The organism is Priestia sp. BR_2, from assembly GCF_041954005.1.
GTDB lineage: Bacteria > Bacillota > Bacilli > Paenibacillales > Paenibacillaceae > Paenibacillus_AQ > Paenibacillus_AQ lautus_A.
This window is the reverse complement of record NZ_JAVFHM010000166.1, coordinates 126,610-149,896: the sequence shown is the minus strand read 5'-3', so window position 1 is coordinate 149,896 and position 23,287 is coordinate 126,610. Positions and strand designations below refer to the sequence as shown.

Here is a 23,287-nt window from a genome sequence, read left to right as displayed (position 1 = left end):
ATGGAATTATATGAAAACATGCTGGACCGCGTGGATAAATTGGCGGTCGTCGGACTGGGTTATGTCGGACTGCCGCTGGCGGTCGCGTTCTCGAAAAGGCTGGATGTCATCGGCTTTGATCTGAGCGAGGCGAAGGTGTCTCAGTATCGCAGCGGATTCGATGCTACCGGTGAGATCGGAGATGCCCTGCTTGCGGGCAGTGCGGCCGATTTCACCTCGGATCCGGACAAGCTGAAGGAGGCTCGCTGCTTTATCGTGGCCGTTCCGACACCCGTGAAAAGCGGCAATGTGCCGGACCTGAAATTCGTGCGGAATGCCAGCCGTTTGGTCGGCCGCGCCTTGACGCGGGGAGCGGTGGTTGTCTATGAGTCAACGGTCTATCCGGGCGTTACGGAGGAAGTCTGCATTCCGATTCTCGAAGAGGAGTCGGGCCTGAGGCTGGGCGAGGATTTCAAGGTGGGGTATTCCCCGGAACGGATTAACCCCGGAGACCAGGTCCACCGGCTGGAGACCATCGTGAAAATCGTGTCCGGCAATGATCCGGAGGCGCTGGAGACGGTTGCCAGACTGTATGAGCTGATTATCGAGGCAGGCGTTCACCGGGCGGAATCCATCCGGGTGGCGGAAGCGGCAAAGGTCATCGAGAATGCGCAGCGCGACATCAACATTGCCTTTATGAACGAGCTTTCGATGCTGTTCAACCAGATGGACATCGATACGAATGCCGTGCTGCGCGCAGCGGAAACGAAATGGAATTTCCTCCCGTTCCGCCCTGGCCTCGTCGGCGGGCATTGCATCGGAATCGACCCGTATTATCTGACGTATAAGGCCGAGGATACGGGGTATCATTCCAAGATTATTTTGGCAGGACGGCATATCAATGACGGAATGGGAAAATACGTCGCCCAGCACGTCATTAAACTTGCGATTCGCCAAGGGATAGATCTGATGAAGGCGAAGGTGGCCGTCATGGGCCTTTCGTTCAAGGAGGACTGCCGGGATATCCGCAATTCCAAGGTCATCGATATTATTCGGGAGCTGCAGGATTACGGGATCCGGCCGATGGTGGCGGACCCGCACGTAGACCCGAAGCAGGCTTATGAGGAATACGGCATCGAGCTGTCGGACATGAGCGAGCTGAGCGGAATCCAGATTGCGGTAGTGGCGGTCGCTCACCGGGAGTTCAAGCAGCTCGGGATTGCGGCATTCAAGGAGATGTTCAGTTCGGAACAGGCGAAGCTTCTGATCGACGTGAAGGGAGCTTATCCAAAAACCGAATGCGAAGCCCATGGCTTTCATTATTGGAGTTTGTAAGATAACGATGGGAGAAGGCAATGAGGATTATAAAAAGAAAGCAACCGAAGAGCACCAAGGAAGTGCTAACGCTTCCGCGCACCGACAGGCGGACACTTTCCTATGTGCCCGATCCGGAGCAGATCCGGATGAACGCGGACCGAAGAGGCAACCGGGCGCAGAAGCCCGGGGAGGATTTGTCCAGCTCTGAGTACGTCAACAAGCTGCGGATGCTCAGCCTGCGTTACGAGGCGGATTTTGAAGTTTTGCTTGTCCCGAACGGGAAAAAGAAAAAAGCCGGGATTAAGGGCGTGGCTGCCGATATTTCGGCCACGGGCCTTCTGCTCAGGCTGCCGGATGACTCTTCAAGCCTCGAAGTCGGCGACAAAGTGAAGGCGCGATTCCGCATCCCGCCGGGGGCTATGCCCGAGGGCTTCGAATCGAGCGTCAGAATCGATGCAGCCGTTGTCCGCAGGGCCCTGAATTCGACGGAAGCCGGCGAAGAGCATCTGCTTGCCTTGGAGTTCGAGAAACCGCTCACGGATTATTTTCAGCGCAAACGGTGGGGGTATTCCGTATATTCCGCCAGCGCATTGCTGTTCATGGCGGTGCTCTTCATCATGCTGATGCGGGCGGAGAGCATCATTTATTTCAAATACAACATGGTGCTGTATTTGTACAGCCTGATCGCGGCCCTGTTTCTGCTGACGCGCTACCTGTTCGGAGCGTTGTACCGCGATGTGCCGATCAATCCGGATTATACGCCGGGAGTTTCCATTATCATCCCCTGCTTCAATGAAGCGGAATGGATCAAACGCACGATACTCAGCTGCATGAATCAGGACTATCCCGTAGACAAGCTGGAGGTCATTGTGGTGGATGACCGATCGACGGACCAGTCGGTACAGCAGATCCAAGACATGATCGAGTTGATTCATTCCGAGGCGGAGCGTTACGCTACCCGGGAGCGCTTGTCCTATATGGTGCTGCCCGAGAATGCGGGCAAACGGGCCGCTCTGGTCAAAGGCGTCGAGATGGCTAAGCATGACCTGGTGGTCTTCGTGGATTCGGACAGCTTCCTGGATCCGACGGCGATTCGCCACCTCGTCCAGCCCTTTCAGGATCCTAAGATGGGCGGCGTTGCCGGACGGACGGACGTCGAGAACAAATATACCAATAACATGACGAAGCTGCAGACCGTCCGTTATTATATCGCCTTTCGGATCATGAAAGCTGCAGAGTCCTGGTTTGACAGCGTGACCTGCCTGTCGGGTCCGTTATCCTGCTATCGGAAAGAGCTGATCGTGCAGCATGCGGACGCTTGGCTGAACCAGAAGTTTCTGGGCAGGCCCGCCACCTTCGGAGACGACCGGAGCATGACGAACTTTATTTTGAAAACGCATCGGACCGCTTACCAGGATTCTGCCATTTGCTCGACGATCGTGCCTTCGCAGATGAAGGTGTTTCTGAAGCAGCAGATGCGGTGGAAGCGCTCCTGGCTGCGCGAATCGCTGCGGGCCGGAAGTTTCATATGGCGCAAAGAGCCGTTTATGGCGTTGTTTTTTTACATAGGCCTGATCGTGCCGATTGCCGCGCCTGTCGTGGTTGCCTACAACCTCATGTACGTGCCGATCGTTCACGGCATTTTCCCGGGGACCTTCCTGATGGGATTGCTGCTGATGGCGCTGCTGATGAGCCTGGCCCACCTGCTGTTCCGGAAGAGCAGACTTTGGGTGTTCGGCTTCGTATTCTGTCTCTTCTATGAATTCGTCCTGTTATGGCAGATGCCGGTGGCTTGGTTTACCTTCTGGAAATCGACGTGGGGGACCCGGGAAACGCCGCAGGATATCGAAGCCAGGGAGAAGAAGGAAGCCCGCAAGCGCAAAGGCAAAAAATTCGGATTACCGTTCTGATCGTGTCAAAGCGGTTGAAGTGAGGATTGAAGTGAGGATGACATATGGCTAAAAAACAAAAAACAGCCCTCAATGTTCGGCGAAAAAATCGCAGGAAAATCATCAAAGTAACGGCACAGGTCGTTGTATTGGCCGTTGCAGCCGTCCTGTTGGCCAATGCGATTTTCGATTTTCGAACATATAAGGAGCCGGACAGATCCGCCTGGCGTCAGGATCAGGGCTTTATTGCCCTGTCCTATTTCGGGGTCGGCCGCACCGGGACGTCCAAGCTCGTATCCAAGGCCCAGCTGGATGCCCAGCTGAAGGCCTTATACGAACAGGGCTATACGACGATTTCGCAGCAGGATATCATCGATTATTACAGCCATGGCAAGAAGCTGCCCGACAAGGCGCTGTACCTGTCCTTTGAAGACGGGCGGAATGATTCCGCGCTGTTCGCGCAGCCGCTGCTTGAAAAATATAATTATAAGGCTACCTTTTTGTCCTATGCCAACAAAATGGGCAACAGCGAACGGAAATTTCTGCAGCCGAAGGACATGCTGAAGATGACCCGCACCGGGTATTGGGAGCTTGGGACTAACGGCAACCGGCTGACCTATATCAATATTTTCGATGATAAGGGCCGTTATGTCGGCGTTAAAGACGAGCGCGAGCTGACGGTCAAATCCAACGTGGAATATTACAACCACTATTTGATGGATTTCATCCGCGACGAGAACATGATTCCGCTCGAGAACCGCGCCGAGATGGAAGAGCGGATCCGGGCCGACTATGCGGCAATGGACAAGGTTTACACGGAATCGCTCGGTTACGTTCCGCTCACGTATATGATCATGCATGCCAATGCGCTCGGCGGAGGAATGAATCAGCTTGTGGCGAATGCCAATTCGGATCAGATTCAGAAGCTGTTCGGGATGAATTTCAACCGGGAAGGCGTTGCCTTCAATTCGAAGGATAGCGATCTGTATAATCTGACCCGGGTCCAGCCCGCGCCGTATTGGTCTACCAATCACCTGTTAATGAAGCTGCATAAGGACAAAGGGCAGCCTATGCAGTTTGTACGGGGCGACACGGAGCAGGCTGACAAGTGGGAGCTGCTTGGCGGAGCGGCAGAATTTACGGATAACCGGATGGTGGTCACATCGCCCCCGTCCCAGGCAGGAACCGTGTATTTGAAGGGCAGCGGGGAGCAAGACGTCACCGTCTCGGCCAAAGCGCTCGGCAATGTGGTAGGACGGCAGTCGGTTTATGTCCGTTACGACCGAACGAAGGATTCGTATCTCAGGCTTCTGCTGGAGAACAACCACGTGGTGGTGGAACAGAAGATAGCGGGCCAAGCTCCCGAGGAGCTGTTCACGTTTGCCTTGCCGAAGGTGGCATGGGGCGAAGAGGATCTGCAATTCGATAAGGCTTCGGTCTATACAAAGGAGCAGACGCTGTCCGGAGACCGGGATGATGAGAATGAGTACCCTGTCAACATACTCGGAAATCGGCGGCTGGAGATTTCGGTGAAAGGCGATGCCCTGTCCGTGAGCGTTGATCGGCAGGTGCTTTTGGACCGGCAGCCTGTGGATGCATCGATCGGCGCAGGAGGCGTGGCGCTTGAATCGGAGTATCATGAGCAGAACGAAAAGGATGATATTTACGACGCCGTCTTTGAAGATGTCACGATTGTGTCGGAGCAACCGGGTGCCGAACGCAAGCTGCTGTTTACGAACAAGCCGTCCGGACTTGCCGGTGTCCTGACCGGCGTGCAGCGAAGCATGAATCGCGCGGTCGACTGGGCTGTCGAGACTTTCTAAAAATTGGGCGTAGGACGTGAACAACGAATGAAGAATCGCAGGAAGAAATGGGCGGCAGCTGCGGGGTTTGCCGTATTGTGCGCTGCCGTCTCCTTCTGGTGGTTGGAGGATCAAAAGAAGGAGCCATCGATGCTGCCCCAGCCGCTGCAGGCGCAAGTCAAGCTGTCTGCCTGGATTACGGATTGGCAGTGGGAGACGGGCATGACAGATTGGAAGCAGCTCGGTGATGGGCTTGAAGAAATCAAGCTGTTTGCAGCCTATTTCAATCATAAAGACGAGCTTTACTTGACGTCGGATTTTCGGGAGGCGCTGCCTGCGTTCCTGGAGGCGTCCAAGGAAGGGGGGCCGGCTCGCGGCGTCCTGACGATCGTCAACGATCGTTTCCATCCCGATGGAACGGCCAAACAGAAGGATCCGGAGCTGATATCCCGGCTCGTCGCTACTCCCGAAAGCCGCAGCCAACATATCAGGCAGATTCTGGACATGGCATCCCAGCACGGCTTCGACGGCGTGGAATTGGATTACGAGAAGGTCCGCAAGGAGGATGGGGCCAACCTCTCCGCGCTGTACGAGGAGCTGTATGAGCGTCTCCGGGCGGAAGGCCTCTCGCTTCGAATCGTGCTGGAGCCTGGCGTATCCCTGTCATCGCTTAAGCTGCCGGAGGGGCCGGATTATGTCCTGATGGCATACAACCTGTACGGGGGGCATAGCGGACCCGGACCGAAGGCGGATTATGCCATGATCAAGGAGCTGGGGGGCAAACTGCGGCAGCTGCCGGGAGACCATGCCATCGCGTTGTCGGTTGGCGGGTTTGACTGGGCGGAGAATGGCAAGGCGGTTTCTTTAACGGAGAAGCGTGCGGTAGAGCTGGCGCGTGCCAGCCCGGACGAACCGAAGCGGGATCCGGACAGCGGGGCCCTATACTTCGAGTACACGGACGACCAAGGCATCGGGCATACCGTATGGTATGCGGACGGAACGACCCTTGCCGGATGGATGGATGCGGCGGGGGAGGCGGGCATTTCGAAGATTGCGATCTGGCGGCTCGGCGAAATGGATGCAAATACGCTGCAGAAGTTGAGCGAAATTCGACAGCAATCCCATCATGAATGATTTCGCATAACCCAAAAGGACACCCCGCGGCTTCAATAAGAAGCCGCTCGGGGTGTCCTTTCACGTATGGGAACATTCGGGGGGCAGTCCGCTCGTCATTCTGTCCGTCCCCATCGAAAGGGGAGTCAATGGATGAGCTTTGAAGCTTTCGCTTTGCGGATCAGCCCGCTGCTGGCCCGGTTGATCGGCTTCTTGAGCACGATCCCGATCACAAGCGCGATCGCCGCGAAGACCAGCATGAGCAGCATATCGCGGATGACGATATCCCACAGGATGCCGCCGACGGCTTCCCGCATCATGCTGATGGCATAGGTGAACGGCAAATACGGATGCAATGCCTGGAAGAACGGCGGCGTCATCTGGATCGGAAAGGTCCCGCCCGCGCCGGCCAGCTGCAGCACGAGCAGAACGATCGCCATCGCTTTTCCGACATTGCCGAATACGGACACCAGCGTATAGACGATCAGCATGAAAACGCAGCTGATCAGCAGCGCAAACAGAATGAACCAGCCGGGGTTCACCACATAGGTTCCCAGCAAATAAATATCGCCTAGGGTAACGAACAGCGCCTGGAACAGGGCAATGGTCAGAAAGGTGAGATAGCGTCCGAAGTAAACCTCGATGCTGCGGAAGCTTCTCTGCTCATCATGTACGTCAACGGAGAGCAGGGAAACGAGCAGCAGGGCGCCTACCCACAAGGACAAGGTCGTGAAGAAGGGCGACATCGCGGAGCCGTAGTTCGGGATGGGGTACAGGCGATTCTCTTCCAGCGTAACCGGCTCGGCAAAAAACTGGCTCTCGAGCTCGAAATTGTTTTGGAGAAGATCGATGATCTCTTGAATATCCCCTTCCGCTTCCATCTCGCGCAGCCGGTTGGCCAGCTGCGTAATCCGAAGCTCCGCCTCCGGCAGGCGATTTTGGGCGAGCTGCACTTCTTGGCCTCCCACTTTGAGGCCTTTCCGTGCATCTTGAAGCAAACGCTGGATGTCGGGGACGCTGGCAAGCGCCTGGGTCAATTCCTGCTGAACGCGCTTGGCCGTATCGGAGCCCTTGGTGAAGGCCTTGCTTATCGCCGGGCCGATTTCGCTGTCGTACCGGCTTAGCAGCGCGTCGGTCAGCCCCGTAATGTCATCGGTCAGCTTCTTCAGCTTATCGATGGAATCCGCAGGTGCTTCCTCCCCCCGTTCCACCGCTTGGGCAATGGTTTGGAGCGCGGCTTGAGCCGAGGTCCATCGTGCGGCAATGTCCTCGAGCTTGGCCGCCGCGGAAGCCGCCGCCGGGGAGATCGAGCCCAGCCGCTTGAACAATTTCCCCAGCCTGGCCGCGGCTTGCGCTGCAGTCTGAGCGCGCTCCTTCGCAACGGTCAGGCGGCTGGCCAGCTCCTTCGGGTCGATGCCTTTTTGCCCTAGCGCGTCCAGCACTTGCGAAAGCGTTCCGGTGGCTGCACCCAGCACCTCCAAGTCCTGCCGCAGCGCAGGCTCCAGCGATTTCGAGGCCCCTGCGGCCTGATTCGCGAACTCCGCCAGCGCACCGGCCATTTCCTTGCCGTCCGTGGCAATCCCTTCAAGGCGGGGCAGAGCGGCATCGGCCTGCTGAACCAACCGGTTGGCCAGCTTGATATCCTGCTGGGCCGTGCTCACCGCCTCGTTGAGCTTGGGAAAGCTTTTTTCGAGCCGGAACAGCAAGCTTCGTACTTTGTTGATCGCAGGGAGCTGGTTCTCGATCTCGATCCCGAGCGTGTTGAAAATCTCGAAGATGGTGCCGTTGGCGGTTTTGATGAAATTTTTGCTGACTTCCTCCACGACGGCAGATGCCCCCTGGGCCGTCACCTTGGGCGAAATGGCGTTGATTTTTTCGTTCGTGTAATAGAGGATCTGTGCCTTGACGGGCTCATTGGTCAGTACGGTGCCGATCCGGGCGGAGAAGTTCTCCGGAATGACGATAGCGGCATAATCGGTGCCGCGCCGCACCCCCTGTATCGCATTCTCGCTGTCCTCCGTAAACCGCCACCCCAGCTTCTCATTGCGATGCAGGGACTCCACGATTTCTTTGCCCAGGTTAATGGGCTGGTCGCGAAGGGTGGTGCCTTTATCCAGGTTGGCAACGGCAATGGATACACCTGAGGTTTGGCCGTAGGGATCCCAGGAAGCTTCGATGTTAAACCAGGCATATAGAGAAGGAAGGAGGGCAAGACCCCCGATGATAACGGCTGCAGCCCAATTGCGGACGATTCTACGGATATCGGCAGAATATATATGGATAATATTCTTCATGAGCGCTCCTGTCTTGTACGTAGTTGGAGCTAGTATGCCGCCAAATCCGTGCCAAGATACGAAACGAGCCGCTCTTTTATCTCTTCCTTGAGAGAGGGCCGATCGCAGAGCAGGCTGCCTTCATACCCGCGGCACAGATAATGCACCTGCAGCCCTTCCTCGGGGGTACGGCCCTGGCTTTGAATCCGGATGCCGCGCCGCTTCATCTGCTGTCGAATGGACCAGGCGCGTGCCGAAATCCCTTTTTGGATATGCTGCAGATTTAAAATATAGATTTCGGCCATTTTGAGCTTGAGGGTCTTGAGGATTCCAATATCCCGTTCGAGAACAGATTGAAGCAGGTCATGCAGCAGATAATCTTTGATCAGGGCTTCGTCTTCGACCGAAGGCGGAGGAGGAGTGGAAGGTTTCATCATAAGAGACACATCCCCGGACATGAAAAAAATATAAGAACGCACGTTCTATTATATACATGGTATGCCATCCTTATTCGGCCTGCAACCATTAATTTCTGGCATTTGTGATCACCTCAGTGGATTCATGGCGGCATATCGTTTACACTCCTGATAACTGCATTTTTTCTGGAGGAGATTAACCATGATACTGCATAAAGGCGAAATATTGTTCCGGCAAGGGGATAGCGGGGATCATTTATATCACATTCGGAGCGGATTGTTTAAGGTGACCCGTCTGCATGCCAACGGCAATATGGTGCTTTTCAATATTTTATATCCCGGCGAAACGGTACCCCATCACTCGCTGATCAGCCCGAAGGAAACGCATGGAACCGCGATCGCGCTGATTCAGAGCGAAGTGGAGGTAATATCGGCTGAAACTTGGTATCGACAGCTGGAGGAGGATCCGCGAAAACCGCTCGAGGTTGCCAGATTGCTGCAGGAAAAGGTGAGGTTCATGCAGATGAGGCTGGATCACTTAACCGTGGGCGGGCCGGCGGAGCGGCTGGAGCTGCTGATTCAATGGCTGGATGAGTATTCCCAAGGGATACATTTGACCGAATATTTGACTCAGGAAGAGATCGGACAACTGATCGGGGTAAGGAGAGAAACGGTAAACCGGCTGCTGCGGGAGCACGGCAAGCACGTTTAGCCCATATCCCTTTGCCGACGCCTGAACCGGCTTTATACATCGGTTTATAAAACCCTGTACGAGCATGCGCCGGACAAAGCAATGAGTCGATGCACCCTTCGCGGCTGATCGATGCCGCCGGAAGGCGCCAAACCAAAAAAGATGCCCCTTTTGCAGAAGAGGGGCATCTTTTTTGGTTTTGAGATACGGTTAACCTAATATTAACTTTCCAGCGTACCGGCCGGACCAAAGAATTCATAGTGGATCCGGTCAGCAGTTACCTCCATCGCTTTCAAATGGCCGTTCACGGCACGCATGAACGGAACCGGCCCGCAGAAATAGAAGTCGGCTTTCGGATCGACCGTTTTGCGAAGGAACTCCAGATCGATGTAGCCGGTTTGGTGGCAAGTGTCTTCCGTTTCCGGCTGTTCATAAATGACGTACGTGCTTAGCTGCGGATGCTTCGAGGCGAGCTCATCGATATGCAGCTTCATTGCATGCTGACTGCCGCATTTGGCCGCATGGATAAAGCTTACTTTCCGTTCCGGCTGATTCAGCAGCACGGATTCCAGCATGGCCACCATCGGAGTCAAACCGACGCCGCCGCTGATCAAGGCAAGCGGAAGATCGGAGTCCGTATCCAGCGTAAAGGTACCGGCCGGAGCCGTGACCTCGAGAACGGTCCCGACTTCTGCATGACGGTGCAGCCAGTTGGAGACGATGCCGGCAGGTTTTCCATCCAGCTCGTCTTCTCGTTTCACCGTAATTCTGTAGTAAGGATGTCCGGGTGCGGACGAGAGGCTGTAATGACGATTATGATAATAGGCTTCGCCCTCAGGTTTTACCCGAAGCGTGATGTATTGGCCGGGCAGATAATCGGAAATTTTCCCGCCGTCCTGCGGTACCAGATAAAAGGAAGTAATGACGGAGCTTTCCTCCACCTTCCGGTCAATGACGAAATTACGGTATCCGCTCCAGCCGCCGGCTTTGTTTGCGGCTTGCTGGTACATATCCGCCTCGATGCCGATAAAGACATCGGCAATGACGCCATAAGCTTCGGCCCAAGCCTCGATAATTTCGGGGGTTGCGGCATCGCCCAGCACATCCTTCATGGCGCCGAGCAGCGTTTCGCCGACGATCGGATAGTGCTCCGGCAAAATGTTTAATGCCCGGTGCTTGTGTCCGATTTGTTTAACAACCGGGACGATGGCTTCAAGACGGTCGATATGGGCCGCGGCTGCGTATACGGCATTGGCCAGGGCAAAGGGCTGTTTGCCTTCTCTTTGATTCGCATGGTTGAATATGTTAAGAAGTTCCGGGTGATGATGAAACAATTTTTGGTAAAATGCGCTTGTGATTGCCGTGCCGTGGGTTTCCAGAACCGGCACGGTCGATTTAACGACCTCGATCGTACGTTGGCTTAACATGCAGACTCCCCCTTGATTCATATGATACTTAGTCGAATTGGTGTTCCCTTTAAGTATAGACAGGCGATGGAGGGGCTCTTGTGATTAAGATCACATCGGATTCAGCGAATATGTGAACAACATTTTTACGCGCAGGAGGTTCTTAAAGCTGGATTTTTTACATATTCCATATAGAGATTCCAATTCATTCTAGCCAGCTGTTTAGCTTGTATGCCAACTGTGTTATAATAATGTTAGCACTCTAACTAAAACGAGAAAGGATCAGGATACCATGTGTCCCCGAAGGACGAATCCCCAAAGGACGATTTGGAAACGTTATGATCTCTCATACACATAGCTTCCTTTGTAGAGCGAAGTCGGACGTCTGAAGACAAGGACGGTCTCTACGAAAGGATGGGAACTATGGTTCGAAGGATGAACTCCTCCAGGTTGCCTCAAGGTAGAGATTGGCCTATGTCTGACCAATCTACTACGACAAGAGGGATCCTGTATGAGGAAAAGACAAAACACATTTATCACCATGTCGGCGATGTTGTTCGGAACGTTTTTAATGGCTTTTACGTATTATCACATTAATTTTCACAATCATTTGACCGAAGGCGGCTTTGTCGGCCTTGCGCTGCTTGGCAAATATGCGCTTGATATTCCGCCAGCATTGAGTATGGTCCTTATGGACATACCGGTACTGCTGATTGCCTTGTTCATCAAGGGCCGGAAATTCATATTCAATACCGTTGTTGCGGCGAGCATGTTTACCTTGTTCTACGCATTGATCGAGCGGTATTCCACGCTGGTTATCGATCTGAATCATAACCTGCTGGCAGCCGCGCTGCTGTCCGGATTATTGACGGGCTTTGGAGCCGGCATCGTGCTCCGCTATGGCGGGGCGACAGGCGGTGACGACGTAATCTCCGTGCTGTTCAGCGAGTGGAGCGGGCTTAAGGTAGGGACGGTGTTTTTCCTGATGGATGCCGTAGTACTGCTATTATCGCTATTCTATATGCCATTGGTTGAAACCTTATATACTATATTAGCCGTATCGATTGCCGGGCAAGTGATCACCATCACAGTGACGTACGGTACCGAGAAAGCGGAAAAGAAACCGGTTCGGAAGGCGGTCCGTGCCCCAAGCACTCCGGTTACTCCGAAAACAGCGCAGCATACCGTTAGCGGCCGTTCGTAATGCGGTCCCAATAAGAGAAGCTCACCCGCATGCAGGGTGAGCTTCTTTCATGTGCTTTAAATCGATTACTTCTCGTCCTTGGGGTGGTTCTCGTCCCACTCCTGTGCCTTGGCGGTGGCGATGGCGATGGCACGTCCCTCATCGTAGTTCTCCTCCAGCAAGGCATTGGCAATTTCCACGGCTTTATTCCTCACCCGGGGCTCCAGATTTTTCATGGATGGCGGATAATCATTTTTGCTCCAAGGCATGGTACGATCCCTCCAATTCAATTGTTCATGGCATGTACTGTATATTACCCCGTGCAACCAAATTGAATAAACGGGTTCAACCGCACAAAAAAATGCATTACCCCTGAGGGGCAATGCATTTGGACATTTGGATTTATTCGAACAGCTGCAAATACTCGCCGTAGCCTTCCCTCTGCATTTCTTCCTTCGGCACAAACCGGAGCGCAGCGGAATTGATGCAATAACGGAGCCCGTTCGGTCCGGGCCCGTCGTCGAACACATGGCCGAGGTGAGAGTCGCCTTTTTTGCTTCGTACCTCGGTGCGGACCATCATGTGGGTAAGATCCATTTTTTCCTTGATGTTGTATTCGCGAATCGGACGGGTGAAGCTCGGCCATCCGCAGCCGGCGTCGTATTTGTCCGTAGAACTGAAGAGCGGCTCGCCGGACACGATATCGACGTAAATGCCTTCCCCATGATGGTCCCAATATTCATTGTGGAACGGGGGTTCGGTAGCGTTGTTCTGCGTCACTTCATATTGGATCGGCGTCAGGCGCTGCTTAAGCTCGGCGGTATCCACAGGCTCCGACCAGTGCTGCTCAATGAAATCCTCCCGTCCGGAGCCTTTGCGATAGCGTTTGTAATGGCTCGGATTTTTCTTGTGGTAATCCTGATGGTATTCCTCGGCTTCATAGAAGGTGCTCGCCGGGATGATCGGCGTCACGATCGGTCCGTCGAAACGTCCGCTGGCCGCCACGGCCTGCTTGGATTGCTCCGCAAGCTCGCGCTGCTCCTCCGTATGGTAAAAAATAGCGGTGCGGTAGGATGTCCCGCGGTCATGGAATTGTCCGCCCTCATCCGTAGGATCGATTTGCTGCCAGAAAAGCTCGAGCAGCTTCTCATATGGGAAAACTTCCGGGTTATAGGTGATTTGAACGGCCTCATAATGGCCTGTGGTATCGGAGCATACCTCTTCATAGGTTGGATTTTCCTTGTGGCCGCCAGTATAACCGGAAACGACCTTCAGAATGCCCGGCAGCTCGTCAAAAGGAGAGACCATACACCAGAAGCAGCCTCCCGCAAAGGTAGCCAATTCGCTTGGGGTTGAACGATTATTCATATATTATCCCTCCATCGTTTTATAACAATATAAAATGTAAGTCTTATTGTTATTATAATCATTTTGGTCAAGGAAACCAAAATATTGCTCCGATTATGTCGTTCTCCCCTTATACCACCGGAAAGCGGCCATGAACAAAGCGGTTAGCAGCATAAGTCCTGCCGCAACAGCCGCGAAGATGACCGGATGATCGGCCAATCCGCTGCCAAGCCAGGCGTACAGGAGGATGGCTGGAATTTTGCCGATGGCGGAAGCGGCGGTGTACGTCCAGAATGGGATGGAGGCGACGCCGGCATATAGATTGACGGCCATTTGGGGTATCACGGGCAGCAGGCGGGCGAGCAGGATCGACTGAAAGGGGCGCCGTTCGACCGCGGTCGTAAACCTATGTATAGCCGTGTATTTCCCAAGCAGCCGTCTGCCGGACTCCTGGTATAAAGACCGCACAGCCGCATACAGGATGACGGCGGCGATCGTCGTTCCGAACCACGATATGGCTGCCGCCCAGACGGTGCCGTATGCATACCCGAGAATAGCGATGACCACTTTGTAGGGAGCAATGGGAAATAAGGCAAGCAGGGCTGCCAGCAGGATCATGAGGAAGAGCGGGGGATCGCTCTCCAGCCACTCCGTGATATCATGCCTGTATGAAAAAGCAAGTGCCAGTACTGCCGCATATAGGATGGGGATGATCCATCTCTTCATGTAGAATCCTCACTTTGCATCGTTGACTTGAATAGCACCATGATAGCAAAAAAACAGGCATGCTGCCCGTTTTTCGTAGACTCTGGCAATCGATACTATGGAAAAATTTGAATATACAAGCGGTTTTTCGTATGTTATAATATGTCCAACCGAATAGTTCCCAAAGGGGAGTAGCTTCATAAGAAAACCTCTGTCGTGGCCTTATCAAGGATGAACAACCGCGACTTCAACGGTAGGTTTTCTTGCGATATAGAATCTCATGGGCTCTGCCGATGACTTATAAATTCTATATTGTAAGTAAAGTCGTCATTACGGGACCAACCATCCCCGGCTTTATTGGCAACGATGAGTTGTTTAGCGAGACCTTTGCCTGATTGTTTCATGATGAGGTGGAGGTCTATTTTTGCGCCCAAAAAACGCTGTAGACCCCATCGATGAAGGGAACAGCGTTTTTTTTGGGTGGAGGACATCGGTAGGTGAAAGCCTAATCAGAACATGAAGAAAGGGTGGGGAATCATGGATTTGCTTTCGATGGAATTTTGGACCGCGCTGCTGTCGATTGTCCTCATTGACCTCGTGCTGGCAGGCGATAATGCTATCGTTATCGGTCTCGCCGCTCGCAATGTCCAGAAAGAGGACCAGAAGAAGGTCATCCTGTGGGGAACCGTCGGTGCGATCATCATACGGATCGTAGCCACGCTGCTCGTTGTCCAGCTCTTGATGATCCCCGGCTTGCGCTTGATCGGCGGCATCGCGCTGCTGTGGATCGCCTACAAGCTGCTGGTCGATGAGAAGCAGCATGAAATTTCCGCGGGCAACCAAATGTGGGCGGCTATCCGTACGATCATCATTGCGGATGCCATGATGGGACTGGATAACGTTCTTGCCGTAGCAGGCGCTGCCGGTGAAAGCTTCATGCTCGTTATTGTCGGACTTGCGATTTCCGTTCCGATCATGGTGTGGGGCAGTACCATTATCCTGAAGCTGACGGATCGCTTCCCGATTATCATCACGATCGGCGCTGCGGTGTTAGCCTGGACCGCATCGAAGATGGTGGTGGAAGAGCCGATGATTCACGGCTGGTTCGCAAATGGCGTCGTGAAGTACGGGTTTGAGGTCATCGTCATTGCCATCGTCATCGGCATCGGAACCTGGATGAAGAAGAAGAATGAGCACAAAGCGAAGAGCAACCCGGTACAGGTAAAGATGGTCGACTAGTTTAAGACTTTGTCTGAACGGGAACCAAGCGGTATAATGTCTTCATGAACGAACAGAGCCCATAAAACCCTGTTCGCATGAGGAGGAGTAATGCATGGAATCTGCGGGGAAGTCCGTAGAAGAACGGATAGCGGAATCGTACCGCCAGGATGAGGATATGATGATCCTCGTATTTGCCCAATGGTGTGTGAATCACGGTCTGGATCCGGCTGAGCTGTACCGTAAAGCCTATCCGGATCAGCCGGACAATGAGCGGTTGACGCGCGTGCTTGAACTGACGGTGCCCAAAGAAGAGGCTGGGGAAATACCGGATCAGACCCTGCTTGGCGTCCTGTCGATGTTCGGTAATGAAGACTTGGCTATCGTTGTTGCCGAGGCAGCGGCCACCCTTGGTCCTGACAAGAAGTAACGGAATCATGGAATATCTTACATCCGATTCAAAGAAGAAGCGGGTCGATCAAGGAAAAACCTTGGTCGGCCCGCTTTTTTTATCGTGCAGTTATGGCCATTAATTGGAGGTACGGCTGGACATGCGGAATTGCTTAGGCGAAACGCCGAATCGGGAACGGAAAACGCGGTGAAAATAAGTGTAGTTCGCAAAGCCGGAGGTTTCGGCGACATCCTCCAGGGAGAGGGGGCTGAAAACGATCCGTTCCTTTGCCATGCTCAGTCGCACGTCCATGGTGTACTGCATGATGGTGGTGCCGAATGCTTCCTTGAACAGATGGACTGCCCGGGAAACGCTGATGCCGACATGGGCGGCGACATCCTCCAGCTTGAACATGGAGGAGGCATTCTCCTCAATGTAGTTCTTCATGCGGTAGGCGAGATACGTCTTGGGGGTTGTTGACGGCTGCTCCGATAACAGGCGGTCCACCTCAAGGCACAGAATCCGCACGGTGTAATCCGAAATCTCGGGATAAGGATCCGATACGCGCCGCTGCTCGAGCAGAATTTGCCGAAACAGGCTCAGGTAACGCTCCTCCAGCGGCACCCTGATTTTGGTCGGGCGTTTCTTGGAATTCCACCACGCGTCCGCCCAAGGCCCTTTGAAAAAAATATGATAATCGCCGCTTTCGATGGTCAATTCACCCAATGCGTTGTATTCGTCATCGATTCGAAGTTCATAAGGCTGTCCGGGCGTGAAGATCAACAGATCCCCTGCCTCGACGAGCGACAGCTTGCCGTCGATTTTGGCGCGGCATTTGCCGTCGGTCTGCCAACGCATCAAATAGGTGTCGAAACCGTCCGCCAGGGACATCTTGAAAGGTTTGCGATGAAATGAGAAATCCGCTGCTACGACTTGGTTGGAAAGATTTGAATCCATTGCTAAAGTCCCCTTTGAAGAATAAGAAAATAATGACCAGATTGTTCATGTTTTAATCATATTCTTCATTTTAAACGAAAGCATAAAAGAATACCATTGTACTAGTCCGAGCACATCTATTGGTTCAAGGAGTGACATCGATGAAAAAAATGAGAGCAGGTATAATTGGCTGCGGAACCATTAGCGGCGTATACTTCACGAACTTGAAAAACAGCCCTTGGGTTGAAATCGTGGCATGTGCCGATCTCATTCCGGACAACGCCAAAGCGAAAGCGGAAGAGTTCAACATCCCGAACGTATACACGGTTGAGGAGATGCTCGCACAGACGGATATTGAATTTATTATTAATTTGACCATTCCGGCCAGCCATGCCAATGTCGATATCGCCTCCCTGGAAGCAGGAAAGCATGTCTACAGTGAAAAACCGCTGGCCATAACCCTTGACGAAGCCCGCCGCGTTCTGAATATCGCGGATCAGAAGGGGCTTCGCGTCGGCTGCGCACCGGATACGTTCCTAGGCTCCGGCGTACAGACGGCCAAAGCGGCCATTGAATCCGGGCTGATCGGCAGACCTGTTGCCGCAACGGCGTTTATGATGGGGGCAGGACCGGAAGCATGGCATCCCAATCCCGAATTTTTTTACGCGTCGGGCGGAGGTCCGATGATGGACATGGGACCTTATTATGTGTCGGCCCTGGTAGAGCTGCTGGGTCCCGCAAGCCGGATCAGCGCATCCACAGGCATCCAGATCCCGGACCGTTCCGTCGGCTCCGGCCCGCTTCAAGGAAAGCCGATCACGGTTCAGACGCCGACGCATTTGGCAGGGACGCTGGATTTTGAGAACGGTGCCATTGCAACCATGATTACCAGTTTCGATATCTTTGGCGGGTCCAATCTGCCCTGGATCGAAATCTACGGCACGCAGGGCAGCCTGAGTCTCGGCGATCCGAACTACTTCAACGGGGAAGTGAAGCTGCGCAAGCACGGCTCCGAGGAATGGGAATTGCTTGAGCCCGCCTTCGAATGCGGGAAGAACGAGCGGGGTCTGGGCATCCATGATATGATCCAATCGATTCATGAGCAGAAGGACCATCGCGTAAGCGGGCGCTTGGCTTATCACGTGCTGGAGATCATGCAGTCCTTTCAGCAGTCTTCGCTGGAGGGCAGGCATATCGTTCTGCAAAGCACGTACCGTTATGGCAAACTTCCGGCACCTCAGCAGGCCGAATCGGCAGAATAGGGAACTGGAAGCCTGGTCCATATTCTTGTAAACTGGTTATGAACAACAGGCAAACCAGCTTCTGACGGATCTGGCAGGATGATGAGCTCTTGCCCGGCGATCCGCATGAAAGCGTTGCACTAATATTGGGACAGCTCCAATAAGATCAACAGTATGGGGAGGAAATGGACATGTCGAACACGTTGAAAATCGGAATTATCGGCTGCGGGGGAATCGCCAACGGCAAGCATATGCCGAGCTTGAAGAAGCAGGCGCAGGCTGAATTGGTCGCTTTTTGCGACATCGTGGAAGAGCGTGCGCAGAAGGCAGCAGCCGAATATGGGGTTGAAGGCGCTAAAGTGTACACGGATTTCAGGGAATTGCTGAAAGACGGCAGCATTGACGTCATCCATGTATGTACGCCGAACGATTCGCACTCCGAAATCACGGTAGCATCCCTGGAAGCCGGCAAGCACGTGATGTGCGAGAAGCCGATGGCAAAAACGGTTTCCGAAGCACAGGCCATGCTGGACGCCGCAAAGCGCACAGGCAAAAAACTGACCATCGGTTATAACAACCGTTTCCGGGACGATAGCATGTATTTGAAGGGGATCTGCGAGGAAGGCGAGCTGGGCGAGATTTACTACGGCAAAGCCTTGGCCATCCGCCGCCGTGCCGTTCCGACTTGGGGCGTATTCCTTGACGAGGAGAAGCAAGGCGGAGGTCCGTTGATCGATATCGGAACCCATGCGCTGGATTTGACCTTGTGGCTGATGGACAATTACAAGCCGAAAAGCGTGCTGGGATCCACGTTCCATAAATTGGGTCAGCGCGAGAATGCGGCGAATGCGTTCGGTCCGTGGGATCCGAAGGAATTCACGGTAGAGGATTCGGCATTCGGATTTATTACGATGGAGAACGGCGCTACGATCGTTCTGGAATCCAGCTGGGCGCTTAACGTCCTGGAGATCGGCGAAGCGAAAGCCGTTCTGGCGGGAACCGAAGGCGGAGCCGACATGAAAGACGGCTTGCGCATCAACGGCGAGAAAATGAGCAGACTGTATGAAACCAAAGTGGATCTGAACGCCGGCGGCGTAGCTTTCTATTCGGGCTCCAAGGAAAACGACTCGGACCGTGAAGCAAGAATGTGGCTTGAAGCGATTATAGAGGATAAGGATCCGGTCGTTAAGCCGGAGCAGGCGTTTGTGGTGACGCAAATCCTGGAAGCGATCTATGAATCGGCGAAGACGGGTAAAGCGGTTTATTTCGACAACTAAATCTTGCAATCAATATGATGACTAAGCCAAACCAGGAGGTTATACAATGAAATTAGGCGTATTTATGGTATTGCTGAGTGGACGTAAACTGGAGGATGCATTGGACTACGTGGCATCCAAGGGCCTTAAAGCAGTTGAAATCGGAACAGGCGGTTATCCCGGAAATGCACATTGCAACCCGGTCGAGCTTCTGGAGAATGAAACCGCGCTGAAAAACTTCAAAAACGCGGTGGAATCCCGCGGGCTGATCATTAGCGCACTGAGCTGCCACGGCAATCCGCTTCATCCGCAAAAGGCAATCGCTAAAGAATTCCATGACACATACGTAAAAACGGTGGAGCTTGCCGAAAAGCTTGAAGTACCTGTTGTCAACACATTCTCCGGCTGCCCAGGCGACCACGAGGATGCCAAATACCCGAACTGGCCGGTAGCGCCTTGGCCTAACGACTATCAAGAGATCCTGACTTGGCAGTGGGATAACAAGGTCATTCCTTATTGGACCGAGTGGGGTAAATTTGCGGCAGACCGCAATGTCAAAATCGGTTTGGAACTGCACGGCGGCTTCTCCGTTCACACGCCGGGCACGCTGCTCCGTTTGCGCGAAGCCGCAGGCGAAGTGATCGGTGCCAACCTGGATCCGAGCCACATGTGGTGGCAAGGGATCGACCCTGTTCAAGCGATTCAAATTTTGGGCCGCGAAGGAGCGATCCACCACTTCCATGCGAAGGATACTAGCATTGATCCGATTAACGTGAACAAACACGGTCTCACGGATATGCAGTCGTATGCGAACATGCTGGATCGTGCTTGGCAGTTCCGCAGCGTAGGTTACGGACACGATGTGAAGGAATGGGCGGATATGATGAGTGCTCTTCGCCTGGTTGGATATGACTATGTCGTGAGCATTGAACATGAAGACGGACTGATGTCCGTTGAAGAAGGCTTCTCCAAAGCGGTGCAAAACCTTCAGCAAGTGCTGATCGAAGAGCCGCTCGGAGAAATGTGGTGGGTCTAACAGCGTAGAGAATAACGAATAAGCAATTAGGGGGAACAGCAACATGCTTAACGTAACCATATGGAATGAATTCGTGCACGAGAAAATCCATGATGAGGTTCGGAGCGTTTATCCGACGGGCATTCACACAGCTTTGGCGGAGGGTCTGCAAAATCCGGATTTCATCATTAGAACGGCAACGCTCGACCAGCCGGAGCATGGATTGACGGACGATGTACTGGATTCAACCGATGTGCTGTTGTGGTGGGGGCATATGGCTCATGACCAGGTTAGTGACGAAATCGTAAGCAAGGTCGTAAAACGCGTGCAGGATGGTATGGGACTGATCGTTCTCCATTCCGGACATTTTTCCAAACCGTTCAAAGCTTTGATGGGCACGAGCTGCGATTTAAAGTGGCGCGAAGCAGGAGAACAGGAAATTATTTGGAGCGTGAATCCGACGCATCCGATTGCGGCGGGAATTACGGGACCGATCATCATCGAGCACGAGGAAATGTACGGGGAGTTCTTTGACATTCCGGCCCCCGATGAGCTGGTATTCGTCAGCAATTTCGAGGGCGGGGAAGTGTTCCGCAGCGGATGCACATTCAAACGCGGGCATGGGAACATTTTTTACTTCCGTCCAGGGCATGAGACCTATCCAACCTACTACAACCCCGAAGTGCTGAAAGTGATCTCCAATGCGATTAACTGGGCTCATTCCACGGCAGGCAAGCAAACGTTCGGCAACAGTCAGCCGGTTCGCGCGCTTCCCGTTTTAGTCTAAGCTATAAACAGCGCATTATCTTAATCATCAACGAACGAGCCGTTCAAGGTACAGTCCTTGTTCGGCTCGTTTTTTTGGTATGTTGGGGCTGCTTTTTCGAAATGTTTTTTGCCGGCTGGGGATAGAATATATGTGAATATGGGGTATTGTATGATATAGGAGAGGGGGGCTGTACACATGAACGAAGTACAAAGCGCACCTGTAGATCCCGCAATCATCGCCATATGCCGGGCCAGGCTCGTCCATCAACCCGTTGAGGGCTTCCTGCTCGGAAGGGGAGTCCGCTTTGCGAAAATCATGTTCATCGGGGAAGCGCCCGGAGCTCATGAAGTTTTGGAAGGCAAACCTTTCGTAGGGCAGGCCGGACAAGAGATGAACGCGTACCTGGAACGTCTGAAACTGACGCGGGACCAGGTATATATTACCAGTACCGTGCGAAGCAGGCCCTACAAGGATAAAGTGCTCGTGAGGCCTTCAGGCGAGAATGTCATCAGCCGATCGAATCGTACGCCGACCAAGGCTGAAATTTTGGCGCATGCGCCTTTGCTTGATGAAGAAATCCGATGGGTCCGCCCGGTCATCCTGGCACCGATGGGAAATACCGCGCTGCACCGGTTAATCGGAAGCCATGAAACGGTGACGTCGCTGCACGGCAAGCTGATGGAGGGCCCGGTTCAGCAAGCGGCAGATCCGGAAAATCCCGGAGCAGGCTATGTTTTTTCACCGGAGACCTATAAGATATTCCCTCTGTTCCATCCAGCGGCGGTGCTGTATAATAGGAAATTATCCACTTTGATTGAGGACGATTTGGATATTTTGGCTCGGATATTAGGGGGATAAGCGCTGATTTTCTGGGAAAAAGGGGCTAGGAGGTTTTCAGCTTCTCGAAAATATGCTAAAATGAAACATACTTACAATTCGTAAGTTTTCTAGATTTCTGGGTAAGCTTATGAGTTTCTATAAACAAGGTGACTTCGTAAAGAGGTGAAGGGATATGGAAGTTACAAATGTTACGATGTGTCCCCGTTTCGAATCGGCCTTTTCTTTTCTGGGCAAACGGTGGAATGGCTTGATTATTCAAACGCTGATGAGCGGGCCTAAGCGCTTTAAGGATATCTCGAATTTGATTCCGTCCATGAGCGATAAAATGCTCTCCGAGCGGATGAAGGATTTGGAATGCGAAGGCATACTGATTCGTCATGTCTATCCGGAAACTCCGGTACGTATTGAATATGAACTGACTGAAAAAGGCAAAGCACTGCGTCCGGTGATGGAGCAAATTTCATCCTGGGCAGAACAATGGGTCGACAGATGAGTCATCATAAGACTCCCGTTGACGATTAAACCCTGGCATGAGATATCCTCATTTCAGGGTTTTTTTTCTAACCAGAATGGCTGAGTTTTCGTTTCGTCCTGCAAAAACATCCGGACATGCACCAAGCTGACGCACCTTCTATATGATGTAATAATCCAGGCGGCATATCAAGGAGGCGAGCCCATGATCAAGCGAACGAATATCTCCCGGTTCCATTATGGACAAGAGGACATCTCAGAGCTTGAAAACGCTTCATTACAAGTGCTTCATATATTTGAGAAAACCAAGCGGGTGCTGAGCCAGTATGTACCGGAATCACTATGGTCGGCCGTGTGTGGAACAAGCCCAGACGCTGTAGCATCCCTTAGCCAAGACGGCACAGCTCGGGTCGACATGTTCCAGAAGTGGGTCAAGACTCCCGGCGGATGGAAGTTCATTGGTTATGAAACCGAAACATTGAATTCGTCTTCCGAGCAAAATAAGGGACGGATGGGAAGATTCCTGCATATGATCATCTGGTCGCTCTACGAGAAAATCGTGATGCTGCATCCCTTCCTCGGCAGCGAAGCGTTCTTCGACGGGGAGGAGCTGGACGTGATCGCCCATTATTTTGTGCCTACGTATATTAGTGCCTTACCTTTGGTGCAGCAAGGAAAAGCCTATAAGACCATTCAGGCCGGCATCGTACTGTACCAGGAGCATATCGAGGCGCCTGCCGTCATCATGCAGTCGGAAGGAGGCCTTTTGGAGGGGAATTGGATGACCGGGGTGAACCTGGATGCGGGGGGATTTGCCGGAATTCGTCCCTATTTAAAAGTGCCCGGCGGCGAACGAGCCTATATGGAAGCCGAAATCATATAGCAGGCCGTTTCTTTAGGATAACCTTGTTCCAATCGGACAGGGTTATTTGGTATTTTTATTTAAATTTTAAAGATTAATGTGAAATAAATCACAAAAATATATGCCCTTACACGATATAATTTACTTGTAACCAGTGGAATATACGA

The 23,287-nt window shown here is 53.0% G+C and carries 22 protein-coding genes; 15 read left to right on the top strand and 7 right to left on the bottom strand.

What is annotated here, in order from left to right:
- From RB298_RS08175 to RB298_RS08160, 4 genes are read left to right on the top strand one after another with little or no spacing between them, the layout of a single operon-like run.
- Positions 1 to 1,314 carry a nucleotide sugar dehydrogenase gene (locus RB298_RS08175; RefSeq protein WP_486046724.1) on the top strand — a complete coding sequence of 438 codons (1,314 nt, stop codon included), beginning with the start codon at positions 1 to 3 and terminating at the stop codon, positions 1,312 to 1,314.
- Positions 1,315 to 1,334: 20 nt separating this feature from the next.
- Positions 1,335 to 3,206, top strand: coding sequence for a glycosyltransferase family 2 protein (locus tag RB298_RS08170; protein ID WP_192572521.1), 1,872 nt, complete (start codon positions 1,335 to 1,337; stop codon positions 3,204 to 3,206).
- Between the two features lie 44 nt (positions 3,207 to 3,250).
- Positions 3,251 to 5,008, top strand: a complete 1,758-nt coding sequence (locus RB298_RS08165; RefSeq protein ID WP_486046721.1) for a polysaccharide deacetylase family protein — start codon at positions 3,251 to 3,253, stop codon at positions 5,006 to 5,008.
- A 27-nt stretch (positions 5,009 to 5,035) separates the two neighbouring features.
- Positions 5,036 to 6,121, top strand: coding sequence for a glycosyl hydrolase family 18 protein (locus RB298_RS08160; RefSeq protein ID WP_375120959.1), 1,086 nt, complete (start codon positions 5,036 to 5,038; stop codon positions 6,119 to 6,121).
- Between the two features lie 125 nt (positions 6,122 to 6,246).
- On the opposite strand, the gene RB298_RS08155 is transcribed toward RB298_RS08160, so the two are convergent.
- Complete coding sequence (locus RB298_RS08155; RefSeq protein ID WP_486046719.1) at positions 6,247 to 8,394, bottom strand: YhgE/Pip domain-containing protein; 2,148 nt, start codon at positions 8,392 to 8,394, stop codon at positions 6,247 to 6,249.
- Positions 8,395 to 8,423: 29 nt separating this feature from the next.
- Positions 8,424 to 8,810, bottom strand: coding sequence for a YhjD family protein (locus tag RB298_RS08150; RefSeq protein WP_486046717.1), 387 nt, complete (start codon positions 8,808 to 8,810; stop codon positions 8,424 to 8,426).
- Positions 8,811 to 8,991: 181 nt separating this feature from the next.
- On the opposite strand from RB298_RS08150, the gene RB298_RS08145 reads away from it, so the two are divergent.
- Positions 8,992 to 9,501: a Crp/Fnr family transcriptional regulator gene (locus RB298_RS08145; RefSeq protein ID WP_096773206.1), complete on the top strand. Its 510-nt coding sequence runs from the start codon at positions 8,992 to 8,994 to the stop codon at positions 9,499 to 9,501.
- Positions 9,502 to 9,701: 200 nt separating this feature from the next.
- Here the strand turns inward: RB298_RS08145 and hmpA are convergent, their stop codons facing one another.
- Positions 9,702 to 10,907: an NO-inducible flavohemoprotein gene (gene hmpA, locus RB298_RS08140; protein ID WP_486046715.1), complete on the bottom strand. Its 1,206-nt coding sequence runs from the start codon at positions 10,905 to 10,907 to the stop codon at positions 9,702 to 9,704.
- A gap of 490 nt (positions 10,908 to 11,397) precedes the next feature.
- On the opposite strand from hmpA, the gene RB298_RS08135 reads away from it, so the two are divergent.
- On the top strand, positions 11,398 to 12,090 hold the full coding sequence (locus RB298_RS08135; protein ID WP_009592920.1) for a YitT family protein: 693 nt from the start codon (positions 11,398 to 11,400) through the stop codon (positions 12,088 to 12,090).
- A gap of 65 nt (positions 12,091 to 12,155) precedes the next feature.
- On the opposite strand, the gene RB298_RS08130 is transcribed toward RB298_RS08135, so the two are convergent.
- From RB298_RS08130 to RB298_RS08120, 3 genes are all read right to left on the bottom strand, one after another.
- On the bottom strand, positions 12,156 to 12,338 hold the full coding sequence (locus RB298_RS08130) for a DUF2188 domain-containing protein (RefSeq protein WP_015734417.1): 183 nt from the start codon (positions 12,336 to 12,338) through the stop codon (positions 12,156 to 12,158).
- A 133-nt stretch (positions 12,339 to 12,471) separates the two neighbouring features.
- Positions 12,472 to 13,437, bottom strand: a complete 966-nt coding sequence (gene msrA / locus RB298_RS08125; RefSeq protein WP_375120954.1) for a peptide-methionine (S)-S-oxide reductase MsrA — start codon at positions 13,435 to 13,437, stop codon at positions 12,472 to 12,474.
- Positions 13,438 to 13,530: 93 nt separating this feature from the next.
- Positions 13,531 to 14,142: a TVP38/TMEM64 family protein gene (locus RB298_RS08120; RefSeq protein ID WP_015734419.1), complete on the bottom strand. Its 612-nt coding sequence runs from the start codon at positions 14,140 to 14,142 to the stop codon at positions 13,531 to 13,533.
- Between the two features lie 516 nt (positions 14,143 to 14,658).
- Between RB298_RS08120 and RB298_RS08115 the strand changes: the two genes are divergently transcribed.
- The gene (locus tag RB298_RS08115; protein WP_015734420.1) at positions 14,659 to 15,360 is read left to right on the top strand and encodes a TerC family protein; all 702 of its coding nucleotides are present in this window, start codon (positions 14,659 to 14,661) and stop codon (positions 15,358 to 15,360) included.
- Between the two features lie 94 nt (positions 15,361 to 15,454).
- Positions 15,455 to 15,769 carry a hypothetical protein gene (locus RB298_RS08110; protein ID WP_009592829.1) on the top strand — a complete coding sequence of 105 codons (315 nt, stop codon included), beginning with the start codon at positions 15,455 to 15,457 and terminating at the stop codon, positions 15,767 to 15,769.
- Positions 15,770 to 15,868: 99 nt separating this feature from the next.
- Here RB298_RS08110 and RB298_RS08105 read toward each other — a convergent pair whose 3' ends face one another.
- Positions 15,869 to 16,687, bottom strand: a complete 819-nt coding sequence (locus RB298_RS08105; protein WP_090911011.1) for an AraC family transcriptional regulator — start codon at positions 16,685 to 16,687, stop codon at positions 15,869 to 15,871.
- 140 nt (positions 16,688 to 16,827) lie between these two features.
- Between RB298_RS08105 and RB298_RS08100 the strand changes: the two genes are divergently transcribed.
- The 7 genes from RB298_RS08100 (at position 16,828) to RB298_RS08070 (ending at position 23,141) form a co-directional block, all read left to right on the top strand.
- Entirely contained in the window at positions 16,828 to 17,928 is a 1,101-nt protein-coding gene (locus RB298_RS08100) for a Gfo/Idh/MocA family protein (RefSeq protein WP_009592824.1), read from the top strand.
- A 170-nt stretch (positions 17,929 to 18,098) separates the two neighbouring features.
- Positions 18,099 to 19,184 carry a Gfo/Idh/MocA family protein gene (locus RB298_RS08095; RefSeq protein WP_015734422.1) on the top strand — a complete coding sequence of 362 codons (1,086 nt, stop codon included), beginning with the start codon at positions 18,099 to 18,101 and terminating at the stop codon, positions 19,182 to 19,184.
- A 46-nt stretch (positions 19,185 to 19,230) separates the two neighbouring features.
- A complete protein-coding gene (locus tag RB298_RS08090) occupies positions 19,231 to 20,199 on the top strand; it encodes a sugar phosphate isomerase/epimerase family protein (protein ID WP_009592834.1) in 969 nt (322 codons plus the stop codon).
- 43 nt (positions 20,200 to 20,242) lie between these two features.
- Positions 20,243 to 20,965, top strand: a complete 723-nt coding sequence (locus RB298_RS08085) for a ThuA domain-containing protein (protein WP_009592827.1) — start codon at positions 20,243 to 20,245, stop codon at positions 20,963 to 20,965.
- Positions 20,966 to 21,142: 177 nt separating this feature from the next.
- A complete protein-coding gene (locus RB298_RS08080; RefSeq protein ID WP_486046709.1) occupies positions 21,143 to 21,805 on the top strand; it encodes a uracil-DNA glycosylase in 663 nt (220 codons plus the stop codon).
- Positions 21,806 to 21,959: 154 nt separating this feature from the next.
- Complete coding sequence (locus RB298_RS08075; RefSeq protein WP_009592832.1) at positions 21,960 to 22,280, top strand: winged helix-turn-helix transcriptional regulator; 321 nt, start codon at positions 21,960 to 21,962, stop codon at positions 22,278 to 22,280.
- A gap of 183 nt (positions 22,281 to 22,463) precedes the next feature.
- The gene (locus RB298_RS08070) at positions 22,464 to 23,141 is read left to right on the top strand and encodes a hypothetical protein (protein ID WP_096773211.1); all 678 of its coding nucleotides are present in this window, start codon (positions 22,464 to 22,466) and stop codon (positions 23,139 to 23,141) included.
- Positions 23,142 to 23,287 lie beyond the last annotated feature (146 nt).

Coding starts and splice junctions, on each gene's coding strand:
- RB298_RS08175 (WP_486046724.1), top strand. CDS start 1: ATGGAATTATATGAAAACATGCTGGACCGCGTGGATAAATTGGCGGTC.
- RB298_RS08170 (WP_192572521.1), top strand. CDS start 1,335: ATGAGGATTATAAAAAGAAAGCAACCGAAGAGCACCAAGGAAGTGCTA.
- RB298_RS08165 (WP_486046721.1), top strand. CDS start 3,251: ATGGCTAAAAAACAAAAAACAGCCCTCAATGTTCGGCGAAAAAATCGC.
- RB298_RS08160 (WP_375120959.1), top strand. CDS start 5,036: ATGAAGAATCGCAGGAAGAAATGGGCGGCAGCTGCGGGGTTTGCCGTA.
- RB298_RS08155 (WP_486046719.1), bottom strand. CDS start 8,394: ATGAAGAATATTATCCATATATATTCTGCCGATATCCGTAGAATCGTC.
- RB298_RS08150 (WP_486046717.1), bottom strand. CDS start 8,810: ATGATGAAACCTTCCACTCCTCCTCCGCCTTCGGTCGAAGACGAAGCC.
- RB298_RS08145 (WP_096773206.1), top strand. CDS start 8,992: ATGATACTGCATAAAGGCGAAATATTGTTCCGGCAAGGGGATAGCGGG.
- hmpA (WP_486046715.1), bottom strand. CDS start 10,907: ATGTTAAGCCAACGTACGATCGAGGTCGTTAAATCGACCGTGCCGGTT.
- RB298_RS08135 (WP_009592920.1), top strand. CDS start 11,398: ATGAGGAAAAGACAAAACACATTTATCACCATGTCGGCGATGTTGTTC.
- RB298_RS08130 (WP_015734417.1), bottom strand. CDS start 12,338: ATGCCTTGGAGCAAAAATGATTATCCGCCATCCATGAAAAATCTGGAG.
- msrA (WP_375120954.1), bottom strand. CDS start 13,437: ATGAATAATCGTTCAACCCCAAGCGAATTGGCTACCTTTGCGGGAGGC.
- RB298_RS08120 (WP_015734419.1), bottom strand. CDS start 14,142: ATGAAGAGATGGATCATCCCCATCCTATATGCGGCAGTACTGGCACTT.
- RB298_RS08115 (WP_015734420.1), top strand. CDS start 14,659: ATGGATTTGCTTTCGATGGAATTTTGGACCGCGCTGCTGTCGATTGTC.
- RB298_RS08110 (WP_009592829.1), top strand. CDS start 15,455: ATGGAATCTGCGGGGAAGTCCGTAGAAGAACGGATAGCGGAATCGTAC.
- RB298_RS08105 (WP_090911011.1), bottom strand. CDS start 16,687: ATGGATTCAAATCTTTCCAACCAAGTCGTAGCAGCGGATTTCTCATTT.
- RB298_RS08100 (WP_009592824.1), top strand. CDS start 16,828: ATGAAAAAAATGAGAGCAGGTATAATTGGCTGCGGAACCATTAGCGGC.
- RB298_RS08095 (WP_015734422.1), top strand. CDS start 18,099: ATGTCGAACACGTTGAAAATCGGAATTATCGGCTGCGGGGGAATCGCC.
- RB298_RS08090 (WP_009592834.1), top strand. CDS start 19,231: ATGAAATTAGGCGTATTTATGGTATTGCTGAGTGGACGTAAACTGGAG.
- RB298_RS08085 (WP_009592827.1), top strand. CDS start 20,243: ATGCTTAACGTAACCATATGGAATGAATTCGTGCACGAGAAAATCCAT.
- RB298_RS08080 (WP_486046709.1), top strand. CDS start 21,143: ATGAACGAAGTACAAAGCGCACCTGTAGATCCCGCAATCATCGCCATA.
- RB298_RS08075 (WP_009592832.1), top strand. CDS start 21,960: ATGGAAGTTACAAATGTTACGATGTGTCCCCGTTTCGAATCGGCCTTT.
- RB298_RS08070 (WP_096773211.1), top strand. CDS start 22,464: ATGATCAAGCGAACGAATATCTCCCGGTTCCATTATGGACAAGAGGAC.